A 12,334-nucleotide genomic window follows, 5' to 3' on the forward strand; every position below is an offset into this window, starting at 1 on the left:
ATGCGCCGCGTAGTAATCACAGGGATGGGCATAGTTTCCTGTCTAGGCAACGACGCTGACAGCGTCACTCGTTCATTGCGAGAAGGCCGTTCCGGTATCCGCTTTAAAGAGCAATATCAGGAAATCGGCATGCGCAGCCAAATAGCGGGCACTCCCGACATCCAGCTTGATGATTTTATCGACCGTAAACCACGCCGCTTCATGGGTGATGCGGCCGCCTATGCCTACGTGGCCATGCAGAATGCGATTACTGACTCCGGGCTCAGCGACGAGCAGGTCAGCAATGAACGCACCGGCCTGATCGCCGGCTCCGGTGGCCATTCCTCCTTTAACCAGGTGGAAGCCGCCGACATCGCCCGCAACCGCGGCGTAAAGCGGGTTGGTCCTTACATGGTACCGCGGGTGATGGCATCAACCGTCTCAGCATGCCTAGCCACACCGTTTAAGATCAAAGGGGTGAACTACTCCATCGCTTCTGCCTGTGCGACCAGTGCCCACTGTATTGGCAATGCCGTAGAGCAGATTCAACTGGGCAAACAAGACGTGGTATTTGCCGGCGGTGGTGAAGAAGAACACTGGACCTTGAGCTGCTTATTCGATGCTATGGGGGCCCTATCCAGCAAGTACAACGACACCCCCGAACAGGCGTCACGGGCGTACGATGCCACCCGTGATGGCTTCGTGATCGCCGGCGGCGGCGGCATGGTGGTAGTGGAAGAGCTGGAACACGCCAAGGCCCGTGGCGCGACCATTTATGCGGAAGTGTTAGGCTACGGCGCCACCAGCGATGGCCACGACATGGTGGCCCCCAACGGCGAAGGCGCGGCACGTTGTATGCGTCAGGCGCTAGCCACGGTGGATGGCTCCATTGATTACATCAACGCCCACGGCACCAGCACACCCGTGGGAGACGTGGCCGAGCTGAAAGCTATCCGCGAAGTGTTTGCAGATCAGTGCCCCTCAATTGGTTCCACCAAGAGCCTGTCCGGCCACAGCCTGGGCGCAGCCGGGGTTCAGGAAGCAATCTACTGCATGCTGATGATGCAGAACGACTTCACCGCCGTCAGTGCCAATATTCAAACATTGGATGAACAAGCCGAAGGCATGCCAGTACTCGTGAAAGGCAAAGATAGCGGCCCCACCACCGTACTGAGCAACAGCTTTGGTTTCGGTGGCACCAATGCCAGCCTGGTGTTGCGCAAATGGCAGGACTAAGCTCAACCCTGTGCAGTAATGGCTGACAGCGCCAAAAGCGTTTTCTAGCCCTCACCAAAAAAGCCCGGCACTTACCGTAGCCGGGCTTTTTTGTGGAGCCAGAAAAACCGATTTCATCTCTCTACCAGGCTAAACGCTTGTGCGCCCACGGAAAGCGCATAGTTGGATTCATCCATGTCATGCCCCCCTAGTCACCGAATAGAAATCAGTACGACCATCACGGCCACAAGCAGCATCGTAGCGACACGATAAGGAGAGGACGTTTTGCTTTAGCAGCAAACATCTCGCATCGGCCATTGAGCAGAACACACAAAATCAGCCACCCTAGCACTGAGCCGAAATAACGGGTGTTTGTACGCTAACTCGCGCCCCCCCTAAAAAGCCCCTTAACGTGGGTTCAAAAAGCTAGCAGAGCGTCTTTTGCCAATGACAGATTTAAAGCGTGATAACGATAAGCGCACTCGGTTAATCCAACCTGCATAGCCCGATCGAAATCGAGGCAAGATTAGAACCAGCTGGGATCCATGTCTGCAAAAGTGTCGTCGCCATTAATCAACTGTTGTGCATCCCACTTTACCCGCGGCAATTCCCATCTGAAGAAGTAACGGGCGGCCTGCAATTTCCCTTTGGCAAAGGCTGCATCATCAGGATTCGTCAACAAGGCTGCCGCATTGGCCTGTCGCAACCACATCCACGCTGCCACCACCTGGCCAAGCAACTGCAGGTACGCGTTAGCGTTAGACAAGGCAATACGAGCACCTGCACTGGCCATTTGGTTGCCCACCGCCTGAGTCGCTTTTTCAATCAAGGGGAGCATGGCCTGCAACGCACCTGCCATGGGCTTACAGTTCTCATTAGCGGTGGCCAGCACATCGGCCATGATACGGCTGGCCAGCAGCACCAGGCCTTTGCCATTGTTTACCCACACTTTGCGGCCCAACAAATCTAGCCCCTGCACGCCAGTGGTGCCTTCGTGGATCGGGTTAAGGCGATTATCACGCCACACTTGCTCCACCGGATACTCACGGGTGTAACCCGCACCACCAAAAACCTGAATGGCCATGTCATTGGCTCTTACACCAAACTCAGAAGGCCAGGTTTTCAAAACCGGGGTCAGCAGATCAAGGAGCAGCTCAGCCTCTTTTGACGTCGTCTCGTTCCCGGTTTCAATATCGTCAACCAGGCGGTAGCCATACAAGCTCATTGCAATGGCGGCTTCTGCATAGGCTTTCTGGGTGAGCAGCAGCCGCTTCACATCGGCATGCTCAATGAGCGGCACCTGCGGATTGGAAAAATCGGCGTCGTCAGGGTGGCGGCCCTGTCGCCGGTCACGGGCATAATCCAGCGCAAACCGATAACCACGATAACCAAGCAAACCCGCGCCGAACCCGACACCGAGCCGCGCTTCATTCATCATCTGGAACATATAACGCAGGCCTTGATGGGCTTCACCCACCAAATAACCATGGCAATCATCAGCGTCGCCGAAGCTCAAGGCCGTGCTCGTGGTGCCACGGTAACCCAACTTGTGGATCAGACCCGCCAAAATCACATCATTGCGGACGTCCGGGTGGCCGTTATTATCAAGTCGATATTTCGGCACCACAAACAGAGAAATACCTTTAACGCCGACCGGGCCACCGGGAATTTTCGCCAACACCAAGTGGACAATATTATCCGCCAGCTCATTCTCGCCACCAGAAATAAAAATCTTGCTGCCCTTGATCCGATAACTGCCGTTATCCTGTGGAACCGCACGGGTGCGTATATCTGTGAGAGAAGAACCAGCATGGGGCTCCGTCAGCGCCATGGTGCCGGTGAAACGGCCCGCCATCATCGGTTCTAGGAAGCGGGCTTTTAGCGTGTCATTGCCAAAGTTGCGAATCACATTGGCTGCTGCCGCCGTCAGGAAGACATAACCGGTAGAACTGGGATTCACGCACGTGAACATGCCTTTACAAGCCGCGGCGGCAATTTCAGGCAGCTGCATACCGCCCTCTTCATAGCGGGCTCGCGATGAAAGAAAACCGGCGCGGATATAAGCATCAAACGCTTCTTTGACCTCTGGCCGCATCACCACTTTGCCATCCACAAAGGCCGGCTCCTCTTTATCAGACAGAGCGTTGTGGTTTGCGAACTTTTCCCGCGCCAGTTTCTCGGCAGTATCCAGTGCCGCTTCGATGGTCTCACGGCTGTGATCTTCAAAGCGCGGGCGGGCAAACAGGCTATCGGTATCCTGCACCTCAAAAAGCTGAAAGCTCAAATCACGGCGGTCAAGAATCACATCACTCACAATAGCCTCCCGTTATTTTGGATAACAGATTGCCATCGTTATGTTGCCTCTGGCATTGTCGCCTATGACTAATTCATGGCGGAAAACGACAGATGTTTACGGTAGCGGTATTAGCTTTTGACGGCGTCTTTGCCTCAGCCCTGACCGGAGTGGTGGATTTACTCAATTTGACCGGAGTGACCTGGAATCGAATCCACGGTCAACCCCTGAGCCGGCAATTTAAAGTACACGTGGTGTCTCGTGGCGGCACCCCGGTGCGTTGTACCAACGGCATACGCATGGCGGTGGATTGCTCTCTGGAGCAAATAGATCAAGCCGACCTGGTGGTGGTGCCCACCATTGGCGGTCAGATCGAAACCGTGTTGTCACAAGAAAAGGACACGCTGTCCTGGTTACGCTTTCTGCATCAGGGCGGCGCAGATCTGGCCAGCAACTGTACCGGCGCCTTCCTGTTAGCAGAAGCCGGATTATTAGACGGCAAAACGGCTACCACCCACTGGGGATTTAGCCAAGAATTTCGCCACCGCTATCCACAAGTCAACCTAACCGAACGGGAGCTGATTACCCGCCACGACAATATTTTTTGTGCCGGTGGCGGCACCGCCTGGCGAGACCTAACCATTTTGTTGGTTGAACGCTTTTGCGGTGCAGACATGGCCCGCGAACTGGCGCGAGCCTTTGTCATCGATGTACGCAACGACCTGCAAAGCATCTACGCAGGCTTGCCTGCCCATACCTACCATCAAGACGACCAAGTACAAGCCATTCAGGCCTGGATCCATGAGCACTTCAAGGAAAACACCAGTCTTGGAGAGCTGGCAGAGAGGGCGTGCCTGAGTCCGCGCCAGTTGCAACGGCGATTCACCACCACGCTAGGCGAGCCACCTTTGCAGTATCTGCAACGAGTTCGCATTGAAGCCGCTCGAAAAATGCTGGAGCGGGGCAGCAATAATCTGGCCAAACTAGCCGAGCGCGTGGGCTACCAGGATGTAAGCAGTTTTTCACGCCTCTTCAAACGTCACACCGGCTTATCACCCAGTCATTACCGGCAGCGCTTCGCTCGCACGGGTGCGCTGAATGACTAACACTCAATGAATAATATTGAGCCTGTTGAGCCGTTGATCGTTTGTGGATTGCGCTAAGGAAGGAAAGCGCTGAAAGTGGAATGATTCAGGCACGTGAAGGCAATTGACGGAACCTTGACGGGCGAGCAGTGAGGATACTCACAGACACACAAGGAGAGTCCTGTGAATAATCTGTCCATTTTGCTGGTAGAAGATCATCGCCAGCTGGCCCAAACCGTATTGGAATACCTAGAGCAACAAGGCGCCACTGTGGACTACGCCGGTAACACTCGCCTGGCCCGGGAACTGGTCCAGGAGCATCATTACGACTTGATGCTTCTAGATGTGATGCTTCCCGGCGAAGACGGCTACAGTTTCTGCCAGTACTTGCGCGAAGAACTGGCACTGGATATGCCCGTTATATTTATGACTGCCCGAGACCAACTGGAAGACAAACTAGAAGGGTTTGATCGTGGCGGAGACGACTACATCGTCAAGCCTTTTGCTTTACCGGAACTGGTTGCCCGGGTCTCTGCATTGATACGTCGACAGCGCAAAGAAGTGACCGCCAACACTCTGCAAATTGCCGATCTGGAGCTGGACCCGGCTCGCCAGGAAGTTCGCCGTGGCGGGCAACGGCTAAAACTCTCCCCCACCGCCTTCCGCATCTTGCGTATATTAATGCGTGAATCGCCCAAGGTAGTAAGCCGAGAACAACTGGAGCATGAGCTTTGGGGCGACTTGGTGCCCGATTCAGATGCCCTGCGCAGCCATCTGTATAATCTGCGCAAAGCCGTGGACAAACCCTTCGACGAGGCCCTGCTGAATACCCTGCCTGGAGTCGGTTTCAGCATCCAGGAAATGACCGAAATCGCACCGTGATCCAAGGGCACTTGCACTTTGATGGGTTAGGGGCTGAAAATGGGCAAAAAGTAATTTTGCCCATTTATGCCCATCGACAGCAACAGCACCAATAAAGCGTTAACCAGTTACTCTTCCTGCCCAGAGTTACTGGATGCTCACCTTGACGAACTACAAAAACGTTTTGGTATGGCCCTGTGGATGATCACCCGCCACCACAATGAAGAACTAACGGTACTGCGAACCCGGGATACTTATTACGGCTTGACCCAAGGCAGCCGCCTGCAATGGGCAAAAAACTATGGGGCCCGAATGCTGCAACAGGGCGCCCCCTGCATTACCGCCAACGCCCCGGCCACTCCGCTGTATAATCAGGCACCGATCAAAGATGAGCTGACAATCGGCGCCTATATTGGCTTGCCTCTGGTCGACCTAAAACACCAGCTTTTTGGCACCCTTTACGCACTGGATCCCACCCCCCAGAACCCAGCCTTGGAACAAGCCCTGCCCACTCTTCAGCATGAAGCACGGCTTATCAGCTTCTTACTAGCCCATGCCCTGCGTGACATCGAGCAACAGCGCATCAATATTTTCCTGGAACACCCAGATCGTTGCGTTGATACAGGCTTACCCAGCCAGCAGGGCTGGGCAGACATCATCACTCAGGAACAACAGCACTGTCGGGATTTTGGCATGGAATCGTCGGTGCTTGCTTTACAAGCACCCCAGGGTAGCAACAGCATAACGATCGCCGACTCTCTCGCGGCCCTGTTACGCGAGCAGGACAGCATTGCGCATCTGGGCAACAACCATTTCGGGATTCTTCTCGCTGACGCAGATTCCAACAAAGCGGAAAACACTATTCATCGCATTCGTGATGCGTTAAACGCCAAACAACTACTGGTCCGGATTGAACAGCGCCCCCTAAACAGAGCCCAGGAAATGGCGATATAAGAATGCGCTCCGCAGAGAAGAAATATACATTTAGAATTGCACTCTGACTTCCGTGCCTTTACCGGGTTCACTAGCTACCATCAACGACCAGCGATAGCGTTCGCACAGGCGCTGCACAATCGCCAACCCCAACCCATGGCCGCTTTCGATGCTCGTACCACGCTCAAAAGGTTGCATGATGCGCGATAATTCTTCCGCATCCATGCCCGCACCATAATCCACAACCTGCACCGCTTGCTCCATTACCACGATGGTGACATCACCCGATCCACTGTAGTTGATGGCATTGCGAACCAGGTTTGTCAGCACAATGGTCAACGCAGCTTCCGGGCAATTCACACTCAACAGTGCAGTCTGCCGGACCTGTAATCGAATGTGCTTGCGTTCGGCCAACGGGCTAAGGCGTTCGATCAAATTCACCGACAGATCATTAACAATCACGTCTTCACTTTGCTGGCTATGCTGCTCGGTACGAGCCAGCATCAGCAATGTCTCCAACGTCGCCTCCATATCATCAACCGTGTCATCCATACGCCGTATCAGTGGCCGATCCCCAATCTGAATCACCAGCAATTCCAGGTTGGCTCGAAACACGGCCAGTGGCGTACGTAACTCATGGCTGGCATCACGGGTAAACTGGCGCTCACGCTCTACAAACGACACTAACCGATTGGCATAACCATCCAAAGCGGTAACCAGCACAGCCACTTCACTGCCGGCGTCCGCCGCTATTTCGCTTAGATCAGGGCGAGCCACGCTTGGGTCGTTTACCGGAGTCTGTCGCAACGCATCAGAAAGCTGCACCAGTGGAGAGAGTAAATCGCGGGATTTTTTCCAACCGAGAAACGAGGTGATATAGATCACCAACAGCACCCCCGTCAGTGGTAAAATCCCGAACATGAATGCCAGCACTGACAAGCGCTTTTCATCAAAGATTAAATAAAGCCGGGCGTCATCGCGATGCTCGATATAAACAATAGGCCGTTCTCCGGCTAGATCCACACGTTGATAGCCATCAGGTAGATCCATGAGTACCTTCGGCACGGCATCATGCACCGCGTCACTGGTCAGCAAACCGAATAAGTGGCGGGTATTGGGCCGTGGTTGCGTTGAATTTGCCTCAAACAAAGACCAATAATGATCGGCCTCCTTGATTAGGGCCTGTTTGACCAACACATGCTCAATGATATTGGCCGTCGCCCATACACCCAGCACGGTGGCCAGACTGATCAGCAATAACTGAACCAGATAGACACGGGTTATACGATGCTGGACGCCGGTTTTTTTCATGCATAACTCATCATCAAAACGTTACATCAATGGCCGCAATATCGCCGGCTCAACTGACAACAGCTTTACTGAAACGGTAGTGTGCAACAAACCACTCTTGTCCCTCACCATAGTTAAACAACTCAGCACACGCCATGAAAAATATACGCCAACGCTGCAACCAGACTTTACCTTTCCCCTCGCCATAAACTTCATCCAGCAGGAGAATCAACTGTTCACGCTTTTCATCCGCCAACACCAACCAGGCCTCCAGCGTTCGTGCATAGTGCGTCCCATTCACCGCCCAACGCTGTTCCTCCTCAAGGTTCCCCGCGCACTGCGGCAGCCAATCATAGGCAGGCATCATTCCACCGGTGAAAAAATACTTAGCCATCCAGTCCTTGCTGCCTTCCGTCTCAAACAGGTACGTCAGATCATGATGGCAGAACACATGGATGAATAATTTCCCCCCCGGCTTCAACCAATCGTGAATACGTAACATCAAGGTTTTGTGATTTCGCATATGTTCGAACATTTCTACCGAAACCACCCTGTCATAGGGCTTGGAAGGCTGATACTGGGAAGCATCGACGGTAATCACGTCCACATTATCCAATCCGCGCTCAGCAGCGCGCCCTAAAATAAAGGCTCGCTGGGATGACGAATTGGAAATCGCTGTAATCCGACTATTGGGATACTGTTTAGCCATCCACAGTGTCAATGACCCCCACCCACAACCCATTTCCAGCACATCTTGACCATCTAACAAATCAGCTCGCTCACAGGTCATGGCCAACATCGCCCGTTCAGCATCGTCCAAGCAACTCGATGAACTAGGCCAATAGCCGCTGGAGTACTTCAAATGTGAGCCCAATACCTGCTCATAAAACCGAGCATCTACTTCATAATGCTGCTCATTGGCTTCATCTTGGCCCACCGCCACTGGCCCCTGCTGGAGAGCCGCTTCAAAGGTCTGACGGTTATCGCGCTGTTTTTCCTGCTGCAGCCGCTGTCTCAACAGACGACGAATACCCAAACGCACCAGCCCATCGGGTAACAGGCCAGATTCAGCCATTTGAATCATCATGATTTAGGTCTCCAAGGAAAGAACGCACTCGTGGTGCGCTGGTAGTCACGGTAATTATCACCGCGGGATTTCAGCGCCTGTTTTTCGGTATACGGAATGCCGGTGACAAACCACAGAAACACAAACATGGCCAACGGCAACAACCATAGCCATTCGCCGTGCAGCGCGCCGATGGCAATCACCGGGTAACTAACCCAGTGCAACCACTCGCCAAAATAGTTGGGGTGGCGGCTATACCGCCATAGTCCTTCACGACAGGTTTTGCCTTTGCTGTCCGGGCGCTTCTTAAACCTTGCTAACTGTTTATCTGCCAGAGACTCCAGAGCAATCGCAAACAAACCCATCCCCCCCCCGAGAAGAACCAGAGGCGTGGTGAAAAAGTCTTGCTCGGCCACCACCCAAAACGTCAGTGCAAAACACCAGGCCAGCAGCGCTTGGCCCCAATAAAAAAACAGAAAAACCGGCTGGGCCTTGCCTCCTAACGCCTCTCGCATAGCGGCATAACGTCCATCTTCTGATGTTTCCTGACTGACTCTTTGGAAAATATGACCGCCAAGGCGCAGCGACCACACCAATAAAAGACTGCCTGCAATCACACGGGGAAGCAGCGCGCCGCTACCTGTCAGCAAAAAGCTCATTCCGACAATACCCACGGACCAAGCCCAAAACACATCGACCCAACCGGCATTTTGAGTGCGCAGCTGTTGCAGCCACAACACCGTAGCCACCATCAGCAGAACAATAAGTAACAGGTAATGAATATTAAGCATTCTCTTTTCCCCGCATTGTCATCGTGGCAACTTGTGCCAATATTGGTACCGCTATGGCCCAACCAATAGCGTAAATAACCGCCAGCAATACCCAACCCTGTGGGGCACTCGCAGCCCCCAAACGCATACCCATAGTGACGGAAAAAACGCCTCCCACCGCACCAAATAAAGCAGCGAGAGCGGGGCGGCCACACAACCAGCCAAGGCTGTAACGAAAACTCACAGCAAACCCCATCCACAAAGCCCAAACCCAATGCGGAGCCCACCAACGATGCGGCCAATTCCTATATTCCAACACATCAGTCAATAGCCACAACGGCTCCATCACGACACATAGAGCCGCCCCTGCCACTACCAACACCCCATCGTTACGCCATCGACCGGTCAGTGCGACTTGCGTAATCAGCATGGCCAGCAACACACACCAAGCGAGCATGGCCCAACCCAGAGACGCGCCCAAAACGGCTGCTGGCCAGAGCAACTGGAAGGCAAGAAAATTCACAATGACAACATTAGCGGGCAGATTCATGGGTTGAGCTTGCGGCAGGCCTCGTCAAAGCCCCGTGAATCGTTATCCACATTCTTTACCCGGCTGGCCATACCTGCGTTGAAGTCTATTTTTCGAGGCTTCACACCCGATTCACTGCTTATTCGCCAGAGTGATCCGATGAATTCTTCCTTGAGATTACCCATTTCGTTATTGATGGCTGTGCTACTGAATGCGTGTAGCAGTACTGTCAAAGGCCCCTACGGGTACACAAACCAGTATCAGCAAGCACTCGCATCATCAGAAGCACAAGCCAGCCCCCCACCTGATAGCAGCGTAATAAATCGTTTTGCCGCTTTTTATAACCCACTGAACGCGACGCTGATTCCAGAACAAATCGACTCAATCTATGCCGACCCGGTGTATTTCAATGACACTCTAGTGACCCTGACAGCCCGAGACGAACTAGCCGCCCACTTACAGGCCACAGCAGAGGGCCTTAACAGCATGTCGTTGACGATTACCAAGGTTATCAATGACGGCAGCGATCTTTACTTACGCTGGGTAATGGACGCACGTTTTACGATGCTTGGAAGCGAACGGCTATCGCGCACGATAGGGATCAGTCAATTACGCTTTAATGCACAGGGACAAGTCATTTTTCAACAGGACTTCTGGGATAGCAGCCAAGGAGTTGATCAGCACTTACCCTTGATAGGACCAATAACACGATGGTTAAGAAAACACTGATAAGTCGAGCGGTACTGCTATTCGTTACTGCGATATTCACTGCCCCTGGCTACACCAGCGAGAACAACCAGCCTTGGCAGGTGTGTGCCCGTAGCGATGTAAAAGCACTGCGTTTCATTACGGTAGGAGAGGCCACTCTGTCACGGCACAAGTGCCAAACCAGCAACCTACAAAACCCTCCCATGCGGCTAAGCTTCCGCTACTTTCGTGAAGTGCCCGGTGATGCCTTCGCTAAGGCTGCACTCAATTTCCTGGAAAAAAATCTCAGCAAAGCTGACTTCGAACGCTATAAAGCGCGATTCAAACAATTCAACAACCATTATCAGGACATTGGTGACGGTGATGTCTATACCCTAACCTATCGCCCCAACAGCCTGACACTGGCACTTAACAACACCCTGCTGGCCACAGAAACCGGGGATGATTTTGCCCGCAACTATTTACGCATTTGGTTTGGTGAAACGCCTTATTCACGACCACTAAAAGAAAACCTACTACAGCGTTGATGCTCACTCGCTAACGGTTGCACGCCATGCGGGCAACCGTGATACTGACAAAGCATAATAATCAACACGTTGGGGGGGACCATCGAGCATGGGTAAGCTTTTTCATGTGGTAGCGACGACCGCCAAGCTAATCCGTAATAGCGACCGCCGCTCAGCGCTAAAAGGCACCGTCTTCATCACTCTCATTTCCATCTTGGTGTCCCTGGTGCTGACCAGCATTGGCATCATGCTGGTCGGTGAACGCGATTGGTTGTCGCCACTGGTTCTTGCCGTCTTACTACCCTTATTACTGGTTGCCCCACCGCTCTATCTATTCAGCTGCCGACTGGTCGCGCTAGACCGATATAACCACCAACTTCAACAACTGGCGCGAGAGGATCACCTCACCGGCTTGTTCAATCGCCCCCACCTGCTTGGCATGCTTGAACGGGAACTGGCGCTTAGCCAACGGCACAGTTACACCGTCTCCATCCTGCTTATCGAAATTGCGGATTTCACCCAGCTACTGGACCGTTACGGGCGCCATACTGGAGAAAAAGCCCTTCGCTTATTTGCAGACTGCATTCGGGAGAAAATCCGCGAGAGTGATCTATTTGGACGCTTTGATGGCGCTCAATTTCTTTTGGTGCTTCCCCACACCAATTTCGACGATGCCGCGCGCATGGGGGAAGGGTTAAAAACCTTGGCCAGCAATCTCGAGCTTTCCAGCCTAGGAGCGGCACCGCAGCCAGAAGAATCGGTTATCGTCTCAGCCCGTATCGGAGTCGCAAGCACTGAAAATAGCGGCCGCAGCCTTAACCCCCTGCTTAACGAAGCAGATTATGCGCTCTACCAGAACCGCAACGAAGGGCGTGAAAAAGTACTCCAACCCCCCTCATACAAAGACATCGCTGATGTAACACCTCAACAGGCCAAACAGGCTAATATTAAGGACCCACAAAAATAAAACTTTTAATGCTTTAACATTACAACGTTACAAAAAAACGCCTTCCTGCTACCGAATAAAATCCATATTTGTAAATTTTTTTATTAATCTCTATGTGAGGATTTACATGGGAGACAGGCTAGCCAACACTGG

The 12,334-nt window shown here is 53.0% G+C and carries 12 protein-coding genes; 7 read left to right on the plus strand and 5 right to left on the minus strand.

Annotation, left to right across the window (positions count from 1 at the left end; all coding sequences use genetic code 11):
* Positions 1-1,215: a beta-ketoacyl-ACP synthase I gene (gene fabB / locus Y017_RS10665; protein WP_011588118.1), complete on the plus strand. Its 1,215-nt coding sequence runs from the start codon at positions 1-3 to the stop codon at positions 1,213-1,215.
* A 505-nt stretch (positions 1,216-1,720) separates the two neighbouring features.
* Here fabB and Y017_RS10670 read toward each other — a convergent pair.
* Positions 1,721-3,508: an acyl-CoA dehydrogenase gene (locus Y017_RS10670; protein WP_035460779.1), complete on the minus strand. Its 1,788-nt coding sequence runs from the start codon at positions 3,506-3,508 to the stop codon at positions 1,721-1,723.
* Between the two features lie 92 nt (positions 3,509-3,600).
* On the opposite strand from Y017_RS10670, the gene Y017_RS10675 reads away from it, so the two are divergent.
* From Y017_RS10675 to Y017_RS10685, 3 genes are all read left to right on the plus strand, one after another.
* A complete protein-coding gene (locus Y017_RS10675; protein WP_035460782.1) occupies positions 3,601-4,593 on the plus strand; it encodes a GlxA family transcriptional regulator in 993 nt (330 codons plus the stop codon).
* 171 nt (positions 4,594-4,764) lie between these two features.
* Entirely contained in the window at positions 4,765-5,454 is a 690-nt protein-coding gene (locus Y017_RS10680) for a response regulator transcription factor (RefSeq protein ID WP_197017562.1), read from the plus strand.
* Positions 5,455-5,520: 66 nt separating this feature from the next.
* Entirely contained in the window at positions 5,521-6,387 is an 867-nt protein-coding gene (locus tag Y017_RS10685; protein WP_101235022.1) for a GAF domain-containing protein, read from the plus strand.
* Between the two features lie 30 nt (positions 6,388-6,417).
* On the opposite strand, the gene Y017_RS10690 is transcribed toward Y017_RS10685, so the two are convergent.
* Genes Y017_RS10690 through Y017_RS10705 form a run of 4 tightly spaced genes read right to left on the minus strand, consistent with a single transcriptional unit; the run spans position 6,418 to position 10,042 of the window.
* Positions 6,418-7,677 carry a HAMP domain-containing sensor histidine kinase gene (locus Y017_RS10690; RefSeq protein ID WP_011588113.1) on the minus strand — a complete coding sequence of 420 codons (1,260 nt, stop codon included), beginning with the start codon at positions 7,675-7,677 and terminating at the stop codon, positions 6,418-6,420.
* A gap of 49 nt (positions 7,678-7,726) precedes the next feature.
* Entirely contained in the window at positions 7,727-8,743 is a 1,017-nt protein-coding gene (locus Y017_RS10695) for a cyclopropane-fatty-acyl-phospholipid synthase family protein (protein WP_011588112.1), read from the minus strand.
* Positions 8,740-9,513, minus strand: coding sequence for a DUF1295 domain-containing protein (locus Y017_RS10700; RefSeq protein WP_011588111.1), 774 nt, complete (start codon positions 9,511-9,513; stop codon positions 8,740-8,742). Before Y017_RS10700 ends, Y017_RS10695 begins: the two co-directional genes overlap by 4 nt.
* Entirely contained in the window at positions 9,506-10,042 is a 537-nt protein-coding gene (locus Y017_RS10705; protein ID WP_011588110.1) for a DUF2878 domain-containing protein, read from the minus strand. Before Y017_RS10705 ends, Y017_RS10700 begins: the two co-directional genes overlap by 8 nt.
* Before the next feature lie 138 nt (positions 10,043-10,180).
* Here Y017_RS10705 and Y017_RS10710 point away from each other — a divergent pair, with 138 nt between their 5' ends.
* The 3 genes from Y017_RS10710 (at position 10,181) to Y017_RS10720 (ending at position 12,202) form a co-directional block, all read left to right on the plus strand.
* A complete protein-coding gene (locus Y017_RS10710; RefSeq protein ID WP_035460783.1) occupies positions 10,181-10,750 on the plus strand; it encodes a nuclear transport factor 2 family protein in 570 nt (189 codons plus the stop codon).
* Positions 10,732-11,256 carry a chalcone isomerase family protein gene (locus Y017_RS10715; RefSeq protein ID WP_035460785.1) on the plus strand — a complete coding sequence of 175 codons (525 nt, stop codon included), beginning with the start codon at positions 10,732-10,734 and terminating at the stop codon, positions 11,254-11,256. Before Y017_RS10710 ends, Y017_RS10715 begins: the two co-directional genes overlap by 19 nt.
* 88 nt (positions 11,257-11,344) lie before the next feature.
* The gene (locus Y017_RS10720) at positions 11,345-12,202 is read left to right on the plus strand and encodes a GGDEF domain-containing protein (protein ID WP_011588107.1); all 858 of its coding nucleotides are present in this window, start codon (positions 11,345-11,347) and stop codon (positions 12,200-12,202) included.
* Positions 12,203-12,334 lie beyond the last annotated feature (132 nt).

Source organism: Alcanivorax sp. 97CO-5, assembly GCF_000524665.1.
Classification (GTDB): Bacteria; Pseudomonadota; Gammaproteobacteria; order Pseudomonadales; family Alcanivoracaceae; genus Alcanivorax; species Alcanivorax borkumensis.